This window comes from Nostoc sp. (assembly GCF_036917435.1).
Taxonomy (GTDB): Bacteria; Cyanobacteriota; Cyanobacteriia; order Cyanobacteriales; family Nostocaceae; genus Nostoc.
In genome coordinates, this window is record NZ_JBALDM010000057.1 from 1 (window position 1) to 18,014 (window position 18,014).

Here is an 18,014-nt window from a genome sequence, read left to right on the forward strand (position 1 = left end):
GAGTAAGACCATTATCGGGTTTAGTCCCGAACTCTTGGAGATGAGAGTCCCTAACGTGGCATCGGCGGAAGATACGGGAAACCCAAGAGACGAATAAGACCGTCATTGCTGTAGTTGAAATTGTAAGCCCCTTTTTCAGCGAAGCAAAAAGGGGTACTTCACATAGGCATTCCCAGCCTGAGACTGGGAACGAGGTAATCTATCACGGGTTTGTGTAGTCAGTCTTCTACTTTATTTACTGTTCTCTTTATTAACCACCAGCAACAGCAGGGACAATACTTACTTCATCGCCATCTTTCAGGGTTGTATTGATACCATCTAAATAACGAATATCTTCACTATCGACATAAAAATTTACAAACCGACGTAGCTTGCCTTCTTCATCGCACAATCGGGATTTGATACCAGGAAAGCTTTGTTCTAGCGAGTCCAACAATTCAGCAATGGTGCTACCGTTGGATTCTAGACTAGCTTGATTATTGGTCAAATTCTGAAGAGTCGTAGGAACTAAAACTGTTACAGCCATAAAAGTACAAAGTGAAGAGTGAGGAATAGAGTTAAGAGTTAGGAGTTATGAATAAAAAACTCATAACTCCTAATTTCTAACTAAACGAGGACTTGTTGCCATTCCAAGCGATCGAGAGTACGCGATCGCTCTAGGGCGCGTTCAAAACTATCTAGCTTAGCATCAATAGTCAAGGGTTCACCAACATAGCCTTGGATTGCTTCTTGGGTTTTCAAACCATTGCCGGTGATGTAAATCACGGTAGTTTCATCTGGATCAATTTTGCCAGCTTCTACCAGTTTTTTCAGCACGGCCACGGTTGTACCACCAGCCGTTTCTGTGAAGATGCCTTCGGTTTCTGCCAGCAACTTGATGCCATCAATAATTTCTGCATCATTGACTGATTCAATGTTACCACCAGTTTTCTGCGCTAACTCCACAGCATAAATGCCATCTGCTGGATTGCCGATCGCTAGTGATTTAGCAATTGTATTTGGTTTAACTGGTTTAATAAAGTCGCGTCCTTCTTTGAAGGCTTGGGCGATGGGCGAACAACCCTCAGCTTGAGCGCCACTGAAACGGACGCTCTTGTTTTCTACTAAACCAACTTCGATAAATTCTTGGAAACCCTTATAAATTTTTGTAAATAGCGAACCAGATGCTAAGGGAGCAACCACATGATCGGGGAGTTCCCAGCCTAGTTGTTCCGCCACTTCAAAACCTAGCGTCTTGGAACCTTCAGAGTAATAAGGACGCAGATTAATATTGACAAAACCCCAGCCGTGTGTATTAGCAACTTCCGAGCAGAGACGGTTCACTTGATCGTAGTTACCTTTGACAGCCATCAGCGTGGGACTGTAAATCAGGCTACCGATAATTTTACCGGCTTCTAAATCTGCGGGGATGAACACACAACAATCTAAACCGGCATGGGCTGCGATCGCAGCTGTAGAATTTGCCAAGTTCCCCGTACTAGCGCAAGAAACAGTAGTGAAACCCAACTCTCGCGCCCTTGATAGAGCAACTGAAACTACCCGATCCTTAAAGCTAAGGGTGGGCATATTAACTGCATCATTTTTTATATAAAGCTTATTTAGACCCAGGCGGCGGGCAAGACGGTGAGAACGAACCAAGGGAGTCATCCCCGTTCCCACATCTATAACATTGTCAGTTGCGACAGGCAAAAAGGGACGATAGCGCCAAATTGAATTGGGCCCAGCTTTAATCGTTTCACGAGTGACAGTCAGACGGAGGGCATTGTAGTCATATTTGACTTCTAACGGCCCAAAACATAACTCACAAACATTACTGGCTTTGAGTTCATATTCCGCACCACATTCTTTACACTTTAAGGCTTGAAAGTAGGCAGTGCTGGTTTGGGTTTGGGTTTTGATTGCCTGAGTCATAAACTAGCTTTCCCTGTTTGTCTGTCGGCTGTCGAATGAATACTAACACGAGCAAAAATACCAGTCAACTATACCCGACTAAAAAAGTCGGGTATTCTTAGTAATGAGAAAAATGATTTCTGTAAAATTTTTATATACGTAATTGTCATGTTTAGTATTTACACTTACATTTACTGGTTCTAAAATCAGATAATAGTTTCACTTACTCAGTCTAAACACTGTTCATGAATATGATTAAATAGCATTATTTCTATGATTTTTTTGCATTTTATTAGATCAGCATCATTGTATTTAGTGATCTAGATCACTAAAGTGATTTTCTATTTATTTATACTAATCACTGCACACGGTACTACGCAGACATAGCAGAAAATATTTAAAATACCTTTTCCATATAGGTTTTAGCGTGTTTTAATTCCGTTTTAAACACTAAAATGGCTATATATGTTGCCAAAATAAAGTTAATTTTTCAGCTTTGATGCACTCATTCATCGCTAGAGAAGTTACTTATTTATACGGAAGTTTTTTTTTGCTATAAAAGCTACATTGCTATTTACATAGAAGATTCAGCAAGACACAGTAGTAAGTTACCCATATTTGCGATCGCTAGCTTTGATCATTAACGGTAAGCGTAAAACAAGTAGGCAATAACTTTTCTGTTTATTGCCTCAATCTAGTTTTCAGGAGTAGTTAATAAGTTAACTCCTTAGATATACACCGCCCAAAGCCTTAAGATTTTGGGCAAGTCTAGTCGGTAATTCTTTAAGGAATTGCCGAACTTAATCCTGTCTCAAAAACCAAGATCCAAGTTCAGCAAATAAACAAACTACTTTCATGGTAAACCGAAACAAATCCATCAACAAGCAGATCCAGCCTTACCAATCTCTAGTAGCAACAGCTTTATTAACTGGCAGCTTTTTCCAATTTATTGCACCTGTATTAGCTGAAGGTACTACAGCAGGTACATCTATAAGTAACACAGCCACAGCGACCTACGAAGATCCCAATGCGCCAGGGAGTCCCATCAATTCCACATCTAACACCGTCACCGTAACCATAGCAGAGGTGGCTGGTATTACTGTTACAGGTTCTGGGATTACAGGTACTGCTAACGCTGGTAATACACTGGTTTACACTTACACCGTAACCAACGTCGGTAACGACACCACCAAATTCCAGATTCCTAACTTAGCTACAACAACAGGGCCAGCCACAGTTTCCGGGGTACTACCCACAGATAAAACTGGTGCTGTGCCAGCTAGTGGTAACTTGCAATATAGTACTGATGGCGGTACAACCTGGACAAATATCCCTGCTGGTGGACTAACTACAGCTGCTGTGGCAGTTAATGGTACTGTCTTAGTGCGTGTACCAGTTACCGTCCAAGCTGGCGCTCAAACAGGTGATACTATCACTGTCCAATTAGGACAAACTCCTGGTGACGCTCAAAACCAATCCCGAATTGCTGATGGTGGCGACGTTTACACCGTAGATAATGGCAACGCAGCCGGAGCGCCAGTCAATGGTGTGAGAGAAGCCAGTGCTACCCAGCAGATTAAAGTCGGAAATACTGCTAAAACTAGGGCTTTAGCAACTATCCTCAAAACGAAGACAGCCTATGATAATGCTGGCACTTCTGGTTCCCTCAGTGATGACTTGCTAACTTATGGTTTGAGCTTACGGGTTGAATCTAACGATGTAACTAATAGTGGTGTTACCCCCGCAGCTTTGGCTGGTACAAGTATCACTGTTGATACTTTATCAGTCACCCGCATCTTAGTCTCTGATGCGATTCCAGCCAATACTGCGCTTAATGGCACTCCAACTGCTCCCTCTGGGTGGAAAGTAGTTTACAGCATTACCCCTATTACTTCTGGCACTACAACTGCTGAAGCAGCTTCGTGGACAACTACCGCCCCAGCAGACTTAACTACAGTTAAACGGATCGGTTTCATTAACGATCCTACCGTTGTCACTTCAGTTGCTACTGGTACAACAGTTAGCGGTTTTAGCATCCAAGTTAAGTCAACTGGTGCAACTGGAAGCGGCCCCGTAAGCATTTACAACATCGCTCAGGTGACTGGTGCAACGGCTGGAGATCCAACCACCAAAATTTATGACGATTCAGGAGACCAAAACCCAGGTAATTTTGACACCACTAATAAGACCTTTCCCACGACACAAGTAGGAGACACAGGTTTTGCTCCTAATGGCACAACACCTACTTTTATTGACGCACAGAATAATAACACTGGTACTAATAGTACGTCTGGGGATTACAACGTAGCTACCCTCTCAGTACCCAATGCCTCCTCACTATTAAATGGGCCAAATGGAGTACCTGATGCCGTTGGCCCCACCAACAACAATGATGATTTCACCAATAGATCAGCACTAATTCCACCCAATATTACTCCTGGCTCAACAGTTGATCCGGCTGCGGTATCCTTTACTAACACGGTTCAGAATACTGGTACATCTATTGCCAATATTTCTCTTGTACCTACACCACCAGCAACACCAGGTGATTTGCCTATAGGTACAGTGGTGACGGTATCCTATCAAGGTTTATCAGCTGCTTACACGTACAATGGCACAAGCTTTGGATTCACAAGTGGTACGGGTACTGTCGGGGGCAACCCAATCAGCGCCACTAATCCAGTGCGAATTGATGCAGTTGCAGCAAATGGTGGTAAAGCTAACTATGGTGTAAGCGTTGACCTGCCTGCTGGTACGCCACTTTCAACTGATACCAGTGCTCAAGGTGCAGCTATCACGACTATCCAACGCGGCTTCCCCACACCGGTTACGGCTTTTATTGACACAAACAATAATGGTTCACCTACTGGACAAACTCAGAACATCAGCATTGACCGTGTATACACTGGCTTCTTGCAATTACTGAAAGAGTCACGAGTCTTACAAGGAACTGGGCCAGCACTAGCAAATAATGCTGATGGTACATTTAGTGTTACACCCAAAAAACCCGCTCCAGGAAACATCATTGAGTATCGGATTACTTACAAAAATATTTCTACTTCTCAAGTGGGAACCGGAAATGTAATTCTCAATGCTGACAAGATTGTGATTACTGAAGATGGTACAGTCGGGGGAGTAGGCGGCAACAACTGGGCGCTAGACAACGATAACAACACTCAAATTGATACTAGCAACGTTGTGAGTTCAGCTAAGGATTCTGGGACATCGACTATTCAATTTTTCAATGGTAAGCCAGCGACTAACTCTGGTAATGACCAAACTGGAACTACGGTAAACACCGATGTAACCAAGTATGTGAATACTGTAACTGGACAGGTTGGCCCAACTGTGCAAAGAACATTTACTTTCCAGCGCAAGGTGAATTAACACTTCAGTTATCAGTTGAAACTTTCAGAAGTGATTCTGCATTGACTGGCTACTGTTGATACACATCTCCATCGCATAGGGCGAACAACTGTCATTGGTGTCAACTTAACGTGAAACTCTTGTAAAAACTGGATATTGAGTTCACTCACCACTCACTTCCCATTACGATCCGCGTTACCCCACCCTAACCCTCCCCTTATAAAGGGGAGGGAATTGGAAATATCATTTCCCCCCAATACATCGGGGGGATTAAGGGGGGTGAAACGGCTCTGGGACAAAGTTTTGAGCTTAAGTTGACACCGATGAACAACTGTTCGCCCCTACTAGAACTCTTGATTTGTCCAAAAGATTCTGATTATTAAGTATCTTTTGTCAGGATAAAAGCCTGATTTGGTAAAGGTTAAACCTGAGTCTGTTCAAGAATTTCAAATTTGTATGTATACCTTAGCCTTTGACTTTGGGAAAGATAGATCAAAAATTAGGAAGTTTTTTGAGGTTATTGATATGAAGCGTGTTTCTATTGCGGGTATGGGTGCATTGGCATTAATTGCGACATTATCATTTGTTGGCCAAATGCCGGGAGTTGGTGGCTTATTATGGCATTCTACAAGTGCTGTTGCCCAAAATGTCAAAACTCAAGGGCAAATACAGTTGCGCTTAGATGCTGAGAAACAAGTAGTGACAAAGGATCAGCAGGGTAAGCAAAGCAAGACATGGCAACCTTTAAAAGGTCAAGGTGTGGTGCAACCTGGTGATGTGTTGCGATATACATTAAGTGGCGAAAATAAGAGCGATCGCCTAGTGAAGAATTTGGTTCTCAATCAAGCTATTCCCAAAGGAATGGTGTACGTGCTGAAATCCATAATTGCCACTAATGATACTAAGGTGACTTACAGCATTGATGGCGGCCGTAGCTTTGTTGAAAATCCCACTGTTAAAGTTACTCTTCCTGACGGGAAAGTAGAAACAAAACCAGCACCAGCAAATGTTTACACCCACATCCGTTTGCAAGTGCCATCAGTTGCGGCAAAGAAAACGGTTAAGGCGATTTATCAAATCCAAGTGCGCTGATTCGCTATGCCTATACGGATAAGATCCCCTCGCCTCCTTAGAAAGGGGCTAAAGGGAAGAAAACAGCCGTGCTTTATAAGGAGAGTCGGAGGGATCTTCGATAGATAAACAAGTGCTTTTATTAACGAAAAAAGTGGCATTCCAGAGGAGATGTGTTCAGTGAGCCGTCCTCAAAAGCAAAAACAAACGACTTCTAGCAGTAGCTGGTATCAAAAGTTAACAGCTACTGTTCTTTTGGGAAGTTTTTTGCAAACTACTATACCTATACCAGCGATCGCACAACAGACTAACAATCTGGGTGCGTCTCCAGCATTAATAAATCAAGCTACTTATACTTATACAGACTCTGCTACGAATCAGAAATATGACGGAACTTCTAGTCCACTTAATGTTAGTCCTAACCCATTAGTTGATCCATTAGGGCGGATATTAGGTTGTGCCGGTACTATTTTACCTGACTATACAGGTTTTTCTGTTGGCGTATATGAACCTAACCCCAGCGATCCAACGGGAACAGAATTAGGTAGCTTGGTTTCTTTGACTCGAACAGAATTACCCGATATTCCTAATAACAACGTTCCTGGCGGTAAATCGCCTAATACCGAGAATAGTAACCCCTACTTCGTTACGAATAACCCTGCGGGTGTCTACAATTTCCTACTCGATCCGAATAAGGGTCAAACCGATCCAGGTAGAACTTATATTTTTGTAATTAATGCACCACCAAATTCTATCTACAAACAACGGCGGATCAAGATTGAAATCGTTGGTAGCACTGGCACACAAGGTAATAATGTTGTGCGATATGTTGCTAGTTCTTTAGATGGTCAACCAATCAGTCTCACAGGTGAGATGAGGGTAGAGCAAACAGTTGTTTTAGTTCCGAATGCAGAAGTAGTAGGACTAGACTTATTAGCCTTTGAATTCAGTACAAATTTATGCCAAGCCAATCAGTTACAGATTGTTAAAACAAGCGATCGCGCTACAGCTGAACCTGGAGATACAGTAATCTACCGGATCTCGGTCAAAAATCTTGCTGATGCTGGTTTAAATAATATATTTGTTACCGACAACTTACCTTTAGGATTCCAATTTTTGCCTAAATCTGTACGGGGTGAGTTAGATGGTAAAGCAATTACTATCACCTCACAACGGAATGGGAACACGGTGACATTCCGTACAGATGTAACACTTCCTACAGAAAAAACCCTGAATATTGCTTACGCCGCTCAACTAACAGCTGATGCTCTGCGCGGTAACGGTCGTAATAGTGCGATCGTTAATGCCCAACGAGCTGATAATCGCTTTAGCACCAAGGATGGCCCAGCAACGCACCAGTTAAAAATTCGTTCAGGAATCGTTTCTGATTGTGGCACTATTATCGGTCGCGTATTTATTGATAAAAACTTTGACGGCGAACAACAACGTGGTGAGCCTGGAGTCCCCAATGCAGTGATTTTTCTGGAAGACGGAAACCGCATCACCACAGATCCGAATGGTTTATTCTCTTTAGCTAATGTCTTACCAGGAAGTCATACAGGTGTACTAGACCTTAGCAGTGTACCGGGTTACACCATAGCTCCCAACAAAAAATTCCGCGAACGGAATAGCCAATCTCGCCTCGTGCGTCTAGAGCCTGGTGGCTTGGTACGCATGAACTTCGCTGTCACCCCCGCCTTCCAGGAGCCAGTCAAAAAATGAAACCCAGACTGCACTATGCAACTATTTTTAACCTGAAGATGATGGGGGTGATGCCGCTAGCTCTCAGCTTTGTTTTGTATCCTGCGATAGTTAAGGCAGAACCTACAAATGAAAATCTTGTTTTCCCCGATCCGGCTTCGCAAACAGATAAGGGTGCTAAAGATCCTAACTTTTCCAGGAATATAGAAAACCTCTCTCCAAAGAGAGGAGAGGCTTTGAATTCTCTCCCTTCCCTTGTAGGGAAGGGGGAGGGGGGGTTAGGTTTCGCTTTTATTGTTCCAGATGATGTGAAAAATCATATTGAATTTCAAGCAGATCAGAACAAAGTGCTTGAAGAAAGTATGGATTCAAATTCCCCCCATATTTTGGGAAGTTCCGATGAACTTACCTCAACTTCTTCAATTCCAGATATTCAGCCAACTGAAACGGAAATAAAAGCATTTCAACCAGCAACTTCTGTTGATTTGCCTAGAGGCTTACGCAAAATAGCAGGAATTAGCAAAGACACAAAGATAGAACTTCAAGCTTCTCCAACGCAAATACAACCATTTCAACCAGAATTTTCTGCTCAATTACCTAGAGGCTTACGCAAAATAGCTGGAGTAACTGAGGAAAATCAGAAAAATCTTCCCACTTCCCCCATCTCCACAGGAATAAAATTCCTGATGCCAACGGCTAACAACATTGTGGATGTTCCAGCTACCACAGTGATTGTGCAATTTCCTGTTGGAAGTCAAGTAGAATTACGGGCGAATGGTGTATTAGTAGACCCTTCTTTAATTGGACGAACAGAAAGTGATGCCAGTACTAACTTAGTAACGCAAACATGGTATGGTGTCTCGTTAAAAGAAGGTAATAATATCATTTCTGCACAGGTAGTAGGAGGGACAGAACCTCCTATTACGGTGCAAGTCGCAGTCCGAGGAGCGCCACAGAAACTAACCTTAGAAACTGTTGAGTCTCGTATCCCAGCAGATGGACGTTCTACAGCGACAATCAAGGGTCAATTGATTGATGCAACTGGTAATCGCTCTAATCGTGATGCTGTTATCACTTTGATACCCACTGCTGGGGAGTTTGTTGGGAAAGACTTCAAACCCGATGAACCCGGATTTCAAGTAGAGGCGAAAGCGGGACAATTTACAGCGATTTTGCGATCGCAGCTAAAAGCGGAAACTGTTACAATTCGCGCCATAACTAATAACTTAGAAGCCTTTACCCAACTACAATTTGAAACTGCACTGCGTCCGAGTTTGGTAACAGGCATAATAGATTTACGTTTGGGTGCTAAAGGTACAGATTATTACGGTAGTTTCCGCGATTTTCTCCCGCCTGACAAAAATAACAGAACGCAATTAGATTTCCATTCAGCCATATTTGCCACTGGTGCGATCGGAGAATGGTTATTTACAGGCGCATACAACAGTTCTCGCAACCTCAATGAAGATTGCAACTGCGATAATCGCCTGTTTAGAACTTCCCAATCCAGCGAGCAAAATTATCCTGTCTACGGCGATAGCTCGAAAGTTGATGCAGTCGCTCCTTCCATTGACAGCGTATATCTACGTATTGAGCGTTCAACTGGTATCCCTGGTGCCGATCCTGATTATGCCATGTGGGGTGACTACAACACAGAAGAATTTGCGCGGCGATCGCAGCAATTCACTTCTATCACCCGTCAACTCCACGGTTTTAAAGCTAATTACAACTTAGGAAACCTACAAATAACAGGTTTGTATGGCAACCACTTAGAAGCATTTCAACGAGATACCATTGCTCCCGATGGTACTAGCGGTTATTACTTCCTCTCCCGCAGACTACTACAAGCAGGTAGTGAAAATGTCTTTATTGAGTTAGAAGAACTCAATCGTCCTGGGACTGTATTAGAACGGAAACAGCTTAACCTCGGACAAGACTACGAAATCGACTACGATCGCGGTACCTTATTATTCCGCGAACCCATACTTCGCACCGATGTCGATCAAAACGGACAAGTATTGGTGCGTCGGATTGTTGTTAGCTATCAATATGACAGTGGAAACTCTGATAGCAATATCTATGCTGGTCGTTTGCAATATAATCTTTCCCGCAAACTTAACCAAGAAAGTTGGATAGGAGCAACTTATGTCCAAGAAAATCAGGGAGTGCGTGACTTTCAACTCTATGGTGCAGATGCGCTGATTTCTTTGGGCGATCGAGGTAAGTTAATTGCAGAATATGCTCATTCCACTAATGATTCTGATGTTGTAGGAAAGGTTAGCGGTGAAGCATACCGATTGGAAGCTGAAGGACAAATTACTAACGGGATTCAAGGTCGTGCCTATTATCGCTTTGCCGATACAGGTTTTGCCAATAATGCCACTATCAGCTTTGTCCCAGGACAAACCCGATATGGGGCGCAGGTTACAGCTAAACTCTCTTCAACCACTAATGTCAGGGCGCAGTACGACCACGAAGACAATTTTGGCATTGCTCCCCAACCTCTAGACACCTTTGAAGAACTCTTTGCACCGCGTTCTGAGTCCATACCTGGTAGTAAAGTTGATAATTCCTTAACGACGATTTCCGCCGGTATTCAACAACGACTAGGTAGCGCCATTATTGATGTGGATTGGATTCATCGTCATCGGGAAGACCGCATCCCTGACAGTGCCTTGAGTAGTAACTCCGATCAATTGCGATCGCGTTTCTCCATTCCCATTGCTAAAAATCTGACTTTCCAAGCCCAAAATGAACTAAGTTTATCTTCCCAAAAAGATAGTGTTTACCCAGATCGGACTATTTTAGGGCTAAATTGGGCAGCAATTCCTGGTGTCAATATCAGTCTGGCCCAGCAGTTTTACACTAGTGGTCAATATTCGGGTAATTCCATCACCAGTTTGAGTGTCAACGGTGAACACAAACTCGGTTCAGATACTACCTTGACCGGTCGTTACTCAATTTTGGGTGGTGCTAACGAAATGACTACCCAAGGGGCGATTGGTCTAAATAATCGTTGGACTATTGCTTCTGGATTGCGGCTGAATGTTGCTTACGAACATGTATTTGGCAACTTCTTCGGACGGACTGGAGCAGGCCAACAATATGCCCAACCCTTCGCTGTTGGTCAATCAGCATCTGCGATCGGATTTGATGGTGGTGATAGCTATAGTGTGGGGCTAGAATACTCTGATAATCCGCAGTTTCAAGCCAGCGCCCGTTACGAACATCGTTCTTCTTCTGGTGGTAGTAATACAGTAATTACCGCAGGTGCTGCGGGTAAAATTTCTCCGGCTCTGACAGCCTTAGTCCGTTATCAACAAGCTGGTTCTTCCAATCAAAAGCTTTCAGGATTGGGGGATACGACTACCTTAAAGTTGGGACTAGCCTACCGCGACCCCAGTAGCGATAAATTTAATGCCTTATTGCGTTATGAATATCGCAAAAATCCATCAACTATCCCTGACACCATCCTCTTAGGTAGTGGTACGGGTTCTGAAGACCATACCTTTGCTTTAGAGGCTATTTACGCTCCTAACTGGCAATGGGAATTCTACGGTAAGTATGCTTTACGTAACAGCAGTTCTTACATAGCCAGTGATTTAGCTGGGACGAGTATGGTAAATCTAGCCCAATTACGCGCTACCTATCGTTTGGGATATAGCTGGGATTTGGTGGGTGAGGCTCGTGTAATTAGTCAGTCTAGTTATAGCGAAACGGGCTTTGTTATAGAAACAGGCTATTACCTCACCCCTAATCTGCGCGTTTCTGCTGGATATGTGTTTGGTAAAGTTGATGACCGGGATTTTTCAGGAACACGTTCCGCAGGCGGTGCATATTTGGGTGTCAGCGTCAAACTTAACGAATTATTTGATGGCTTTGGACAGCAAAAACCAGTGCCACGCCCGCAACAAGAATCTACGTTGTCAAGCCTGTTAAAGAAAGCAAGACAGGGAAATTTCACATCTAATTATTCAGGAATGAAGCTATGAAATTTTTATTTAAATATATTAAAAGCGATCGCCACTGCGAACGTCAATCAAAATGGTAGATTCTCGGATGAATTGGGTAAGCTAAAAGCACACATTGTCTAAGTGCATTAGAGTTTTTATTCTTTTTTATATTTTTGAAATTTTGGCTAGACAGGGAGTGGTTTGTCGTAGGCATTGCACTCATCGAATTAAAATCAGGAGCTAGTGAAACATCAATGAGTTTACTGTTAAAACATCTTTTATCGGTCAATAACACCGATAAAAACCGTTATAAAAAACTACTAAGTAGCCTTGCTCTATCACTCTGCGCCCTGAGTTTCTCTCCACAAGTTGCTCAAGCTGAAGGTAGTCGTACACTCTATCCCAGTAACGCTCCTGCCAATAGTTCCAGAGCTAACATTGAATGGCGTAATGATTTGTATGGCAATCTTGTGCTACGACGAACGTTGCTTAAGGTCTATGCCAATAAAGATGAGTATATTCTTTTGGGTTCCAGTGCAGTTAAGGTAAACAACGGCGATATTAATGTTTACAATCCCGGTACTGTTACTGGAAGTATTGGCAGTGAATTTATACCCAGTACACCAAACTTTCAGTGTTCCTTGCAAGCGACACCAGGATTTATCTCAAGTCGCCAACAGGAGTTAAGTGGCCCTCGTGCTATTTCTGGTGGAGGTAATCCCAACGGATATATTCCCTGCTATTACAAAGCTCCATCTACTGGAGTTTATAACATTGTTTTCTACGGGCCTGATGGAGGTAATACTTTCAATAATAATGCTCCAACTGGTGAGATTAATTTAAGCAGCGGGAGTAATTTTGATGGTTCACAAGGAACTAATGTTTCAGCTTGGGATGTTACGGTACGGAGCAGCGATCAAACTTCAACAACCGACTTGAATGGGCGGTTATTCACCTATTATATTGCCTTCTATACTGGTAGTAACGGCCGATATCTTAACTTTCCAGTCTATCCTGTAACTACAGATGGCTTCCAATATAAAGTAGAACTCAGGGGCACAGATCCCAATGGATTTGTTCTCTATGGTAATCAAACTGGCTTTTTTGACAGTGATGGTAAAACTCCTCTCTACCACGACATACTGGGGACGGATAGTCAGCTGACAAGTCCCCAAGGTGGTGTTAGCTTGGCTCGTCCCCAATACGCTACCTTTTTTAACTCCATCGATGCCAATGTACTTCCATACATTGAACGTTACAAACGAGATGGCACTTTAGAGGGAACTGGCATTTCCCTTACCCCAATTATTCCTGCTGTGAGTAATTTACAATTCAACGGGACAGTTACAGGAAATAACAGTTCTTACCGCACTGGCGGTACTTTCAACTTTGACAGCAACGTTACAGGTATTTACCAACTCATTATCAGCCGAGATGGTAGCAATTTTGATCCTACCAACTCGCAAAACCGTCTTTTGCGAGGGACTATGACTGCAACGGGACAGCAAGCAGTTAGTTGGGATGGTAAAGATAACAGTGGCAATTTTTTCTCTGTTGGCAGTAATTACAAAGTTCGTGTCACAACTTATGGAGGTGAATATCACTTTCCCTTATTGGATGCAGAAAATAATTTTACTGGTGGCCCTACCATTACAATGCTGAATGCTACTAATCCTATAGGCAACACCAGAGGATTCTACGACGATCGCGCTTATAAAACTATCGGTGGTTTTCAAGTCGGTACTTCTGGTCAGGTACTCTGCGGTATTAATCCACCAAGCCCAGCCTTCAGCGACCCGATTAACGGTTTTGACACCGCCAGCAATGACCGGAAATTTGGTCAATCTGGTAACGCTGGTAATACTGGGGCATCATGCACCGGCTCTTTTGGAGATACCAAAGGGTTGGATTTATGGACTTATTATCCTGGTCAAACTCAACCAACTCCATTTAATATCATTGATACAGCTTCACCTAATGTTGGCAAAGTCATAATCAACGAAGTTTTGTATAGCGAAACTGGTACGGCTACTAACACTAATGATGAGTTTATTGAACTTTATAATCCTTCTTCATCGTCTGTAGATTTGAGTGGTTTTAAGTTAGCAGATGGACATTTGACTGCTAATGATACTGATGGTACTAATGGTTTTAGTTATACTTTCCCTAACGGCACAACTTTACAACCAGGGAAATATGCTGTGATTTGGATTGGGGATAACAACGCCAATCATCAAGCAACAGGAGCAGCTTTTCAAGCTTGGTTGGGACAGACTCCCAAACTCAACAACTCTGGTGATGATATCTGGTTGTACGATAATAATGATAAAATTATTGACTATATCGCTTATGGTAGTGGTACTGAGGTTAATACACCTCCTGCAAGTATTCTCAATCTTTGGGATAACACATATCAGTCTTCTCTAGCTGGGGCTAATTCTGGCCAGTCTATCAGCTTAACTCCCAATGGCAATGATACAAATGTCAGTGCTTGCTGGGAAGCAACTACTAGTAACAACGCTAGTATAAGGTGTACAAATTACTTACCAACTAGAGATACTGATACTACATCTGGTCGTGTTACCAGCGTCGGGGAAAGTAATAATGGTGCTACTGCTGTGAATGCAAAGCTTTTGTTAGTAAAACGCATCACCCGCATCAATAACCAAGATTTAACCGATATTGTAGATGGTCGCAGCGATGTGGCGATTACTGCTGCTAACTATACACCAGAACCATTCGCTTCTGATGATAACGATGCAAAATGGCCTGCTGGCTATCTGCGCGGATTGATTAATGCTGGCATTGTCAAACCGGGTGATGAGTTGGAATATACTATCTACTTCCTCTCCAAAGGCCCGAATGATGCTACTAATGTCAAATTCTGCGATTTAGTTCCTAATAATACTACTTTTCTTCCCACTGCATTTAACGGTAATAGTCCTGGTGATGGCGGCTTACCAGGAGCAGATAAAGGCATAGGTCTTGCAGTTAGTTCTACCAGCCCTACATTCTACCTTACCAATGTAGAAGATAGCGATCGCGGACGCTTTTATTCTGCTAAAGAGTCAACCCCATCATACTGCGGTACTAATACTAATGGGGCGGTGGTGGTGAATATTACGCGGAGTCCAGATTTACCCAATCTCGTCAAAGATTTTTACGGCTTTGTCCGCTTCCGCGCTAAGGTTAAGTAGCTTTGAGAAAGAAAAAAGGTTAAATATGAGGTTCCCTTTCCCCCTTAACCTTTACCCCTCTTTTTTATACTGGCATAGCTTGTCTCACTTCAACTGGTTCACCCGTCAAGCTAAAAGGACGAACTTCGGTAATTTTTACCTTCACTAACTGCCCTTTCAACTCTTTGATGTCGCCACTGAAGAATGTCAGACGATTACCACCAGTGCGTCCCATCACCTGGGTTTGGTCTTTAAGATTTTGGTCTTCTACTAAAACTTCTTCGATACGTCCGAAGTAACGTTGCGATCGCTCGGCTACTTTCAAGTTTCCCAGATGATTGAGCCGTTGGAGGCGATCGCTTTTTATTTCTTCACTCAGTTGATTGTCCCACAAAGCGGCTGGTGTCCCTGGACGCGGCGAATATGCTGCTGTGTTCAACATATCAAAGCCAATATCTTCCACCAGTTTCAGGGTATTCTCAAACTGTGCTTCTGTCTCCCCAGGAAAACCAACAATTGCATCAGCACTAATAGAAGCATCTGGCATATACCGCCGAATGGTATCGATAATCCGGCGATATTTTTCATGGGTATAACCGCGCGACATCGCCTTTAGAAGTTCATTATCGCCAGATTGAAAGGGAATGTGGAAGTGTTTGCAGACTTTGGGTAACTCAGCACAAGCCTTAATTAATCTCTCTGTAAAATAACGAGGATGGCTAGTAGCAAATCTCAATCTTTCAATCCCCGGTACATCATGGACGTAATAAAGTAAATCTGTGAAGTTGTGCAGATTTCGACCCTCTGGTGTTGTTCCTGGCAAATCTCTACCGTAAGCGTCAATATTTTGACCAAGTAGAGTAATTTCTTTGTAACCTTGCCGTCCTAATTCTTCCATTTCAGCGCGGATTGCTGACGGCGTGCGAGATTGTTCTATCCCGCGTACATTAGGAACCACGCAATAGGTGCAGCGTTCGTTACAGCCGTAAATTACATTTACCCAAGCTGTGACTTTACTATCGCGTCGCGGCTGGGTGATGTCTTCAATAATGTGAACCGACTCGGTTGCGACAACTTGATTACCTTCAAACACCGACTCCAGCAAATCTTTAAGGCGGTTCGCATGTTGTGGCCCCATTACCAAATCTAATTCTGGGACTCGTCGCAATAGCGCTTCGCCTTCTTGCTGGGCAACACAACCAGCAACAATCAGTGTTAAATTAGGTTGCTCATGCTTACGCTTTGCCTGTCTGCCAAGATAGGAATATACCTTTTGCTCGGCATTATCTCGAATTGTGCAGGTATTGTAGAGAATCAAATCTGCATTATTTGGGTCTTCTGACCATTCAAAGCCCATATCTTCCAAAACGCCAGCCATGCGCTCTGAGTCAGCTTTATTCATCTGACAACCGAAGGTAGTAATGTGGTAATGGCGTTTAGAAGTGGTCATGGGCAATTTTGCTTAATTAGCTAATGTATATAAGATTTATTTCTATTCTATAACGCTCTAAGAGGATGTTTTAAAAGTCCTCTTGTGGGTATTAAAATGTTCTATATCCCTCTAGCTTGGCTGACGACACGCTGCTGCGATCGCAAGTAGTAATGGTTCTCTGTTCTTTGAGCAAGATAGCATTGGTGCGATCGCTAAAATAGGATTATTTGGGTAGATGTCAAGCGATCGCTTTTTTAGAGTTTTGCTACTGAAATAGTAGATTATCACTGATGTCTGGAAATAATCATGAACAACAACCGTCTGCCAAATATCTACCCTGGATAAATCCTACAACTAGAATTTTTAGAGCCACTAAATATCACCCCTTATCGATTAAGCAAAGATATAGGTGTAACTCAGACAAGAATTAGTGAAGTTTTTATCTGGAAAACGTACTATTACAGCAGATACAGCTTTGCGTTTATCTCGCTATTTTGGTAACAGCGCTCAGTTTTGGTTAAATTTACAAACGCAATACGATATACGTCAAGCTCTTGAAGAAAATGCAGAAGTTTATAATCAAATATTGGCACTTTCGTTGAATGATGTAACCTGAGTTTGTCAAACTACTTCTCTAATTCTGCCAACTTTTGTTGAGCAAACTCTCGCACTTGCTCATCTGGGTCATTCTCTGCTTTGTCACGCAACAGTGGTAAAGTCTGAGGATGCTGAGGAAATTGCTTGATAATTATCTCCAGTGCAATGCGCCGAGGGTTGGTTTCATAGTTTCGCTTACGCTTAAAGGGGTCATTGACAGCGCAGTTGTAGTAAATTTCAAACAACTCAGATTGATCTCTGAAGTGTTTAGCTAATGCTTGGATGGCTGTACATCGTAGATATTCTTCCTTGTCAGCAATGGCGCGGTCTTTGAGAATCGAGCGGGTATCCGCGTCATCTAGAAAATTGCTGGCTAATGCTCTGATGGCTGCACCTCGCACATTCCATACATTATCACCATTGGCGAGGTCTTTAAGAATTGAGCGGGTATCCGCGTCATCTGGAAAATTGCTGGCTAATGCTTCGATGGCTGCATATCGGACATCCCATGCATTATCACCAGTGGCGCGGTCTTTGAGAATCAAGCAGGTGTTCGGGTCATCTGGGAAATTGCTAGCTAATGCTTCAATTGCTTCACCTCGCACATTTTCATCATCATCAGCAATGGCGCGGTCTTTGAGAAACGAGGAGGTGTCCGGGTCATCTGGGAAATTGCTGGCTAATGCTTGGATGGCTGCACCTCGCACATTCTCATCATTATCAGCAGTGGCGAGGTCTTTGAGAAACGAGGAGGTGTCCGGGTCATCTGGGAAATTGCTGGCTAATGCTTGGATGGCTGCACCTCGCACATTCTCATCATTATCAGCA

General features: G+C 43.0%; 10 protein-coding genes and 1 pseudogene. 6 read left to right on the forward strand and 5 right to left on the reverse strand.

Going from position 1 to position 18,014, the window contains the following annotated elements:
• Positions 1–250 precede the first annotated feature (250 nt).
• Positions 251–526 (reverse strand): ubiquitin-like small modifier protein 1, encoded by a 276-nt coding sequence (locus tag V7K98_RS27355; protein WP_292778311.1) that lies wholly within the window; start codon positions 524–526, stop codon positions 251–253.
• An 80-nt stretch (positions 527–606) separates the two neighbouring features.
• Positions 607–1,911, reverse strand: coding sequence for a threonine synthase (gene thrC, locus V7K98_RS27360; RefSeq protein WP_335027719.1), 1,305 nt, complete (start codon positions 1,909–1,911; stop codon positions 607–609).
• Positions 1,912–2,745: 834 nt separating this feature from the next.
• Here thrC and V7K98_RS27365 point away from each other — a divergent pair.
• The 5 genes from V7K98_RS27365 to V7K98_RS27385 all read left to right on the forward strand — a co-directional run bounded on the left by V7K98_RS27365 (position 2,746) and on the right by V7K98_RS27385 (position 15,178).
• The gene (locus tag V7K98_RS27365; protein ID WP_335027721.1) at positions 2,746–5,277 is read left to right on the forward strand and encodes a beta strand repeat-containing protein; all 2,532 of its coding nucleotides are present in this window, start codon (positions 2,746–2,748) and stop codon (positions 5,275–5,277) included.
• Between the two features lie 504 nt (positions 5,278–5,781).
• A complete protein-coding gene (locus tag V7K98_RS27370; RefSeq protein ID WP_335027723.1) occupies positions 5,782–6,348 on the forward strand; it encodes a hypothetical protein in 567 nt (188 codons plus the stop codon).
• 150 nt (positions 6,349–6,498) lie between these two features.
• On the forward strand, positions 6,499–8,049 hold the full coding sequence (locus V7K98_RS27375; protein ID WP_335027725.1) for an isopeptide-forming domain-containing fimbrial protein: 1,551 nt from the start codon (positions 6,499–6,501) through the stop codon (positions 8,047–8,049).
• Positions 8,046–12,020 carry a TonB-dependent receptor gene (locus V7K98_RS27380; protein ID WP_335027726.1) on the forward strand — a complete coding sequence of 1,325 codons (3,975 nt, stop codon included), beginning with the start codon at positions 8,046–8,048 and terminating at the stop codon, positions 12,018–12,020. Before V7K98_RS27375 ends, V7K98_RS27380 begins: the two co-directional genes overlap by 4 nt.
• A 134-nt stretch (positions 12,021–12,154) precedes the next feature.
• Positions 12,155–15,178: a lamin tail domain-containing protein gene (locus tag V7K98_RS27385; RefSeq protein WP_335027728.1), complete on the forward strand. Its 3,024-nt coding sequence runs from the start codon at positions 12,155–12,157 to the stop codon at positions 15,176–15,178.
• A gap of 64 nt (positions 15,179–15,242) precedes the next feature.
• On the opposite strand, the gene miaB is transcribed toward V7K98_RS27385, so the two are convergent.
• Together miaB and V7K98_RS27395 are read right to left on the reverse strand one after the other, a co-directional pair.
• A complete protein-coding gene (gene miaB, locus V7K98_RS27390; RefSeq protein ID WP_335027730.1) occupies positions 15,243–16,607 on the reverse strand; it encodes a tRNA (N6-isopentenyl adenosine(37)-C2)-methylthiotransferase MiaB in 1,365 nt (454 codons plus the stop codon).
• 111 nt (positions 16,608–16,718) lie between these two features.
• Entirely contained in the window at positions 16,719–16,877 is a 159-nt protein-coding gene (locus tag V7K98_RS27395) for a hypothetical protein (RefSeq protein WP_335027732.1), read from the reverse strand.
• Positions 16,878–16,934: 57 nt separating this feature from the next.
• Between V7K98_RS27395 and V7K98_RS27400 the strand changes: the two are divergent.
• Positions 16,935–17,205: pseudogene (locus V7K98_RS27400) on the forward strand (HigA family addiction module antitoxin).
• A 10-nt stretch (positions 17,206–17,215) separates the two neighbouring features.
• Here V7K98_RS27400 and V7K98_RS27405 read toward each other — a convergent pair.
• Positions 17,216–18,014, reverse strand: a 799-nt coding sequence (locus tag V7K98_RS27405; protein WP_335027736.1) for a HEAT repeat domain-containing protein, incomplete at its 5' end; no start/stop codon positions are given.

Coding starts and splice junctions, on each gene's coding strand:
- V7K98_RS27355 (WP_292778311.1), bottom strand. CDS start 526: ATGGCTGTAACAGTTTTAGTTCCTACGACTCTTCAGAATTTGACCAAT.
- thrC (WP_335027719.1), bottom strand. CDS start 1,911: ATGACTCAGGCAATCAAAACCCAAACCCAAACCAGCACTGCCTACTTT.
- V7K98_RS27365 (WP_335027721.1), top strand. CDS start 2,746: ATGGTAAACCGAAACAAATCCATCAACAAGCAGATCCAGCCTTACCAA.
- V7K98_RS27370 (WP_335027723.1), top strand. CDS start 5,782: ATGAAGCGTGTTTCTATTGCGGGTATGGGTGCATTGGCATTAATTGCG.
- V7K98_RS27375 (WP_335027725.1), top strand. CDS start 6,499: ATGTGTTCAGTGAGCCGTCCTCAAAAGCAAAAACAAACGACTTCTAGC.
- V7K98_RS27380 (WP_335027726.1), top strand. CDS start 8,046: ATGAAACCCAGACTGCACTATGCAACTATTTTTAACCTGAAGATGATG.
- miaB (WP_335027730.1), bottom strand. CDS start 16,607: ATGACCACTTCTAAACGCCATTACCACATTACTACCTTCGGTTGTCAG.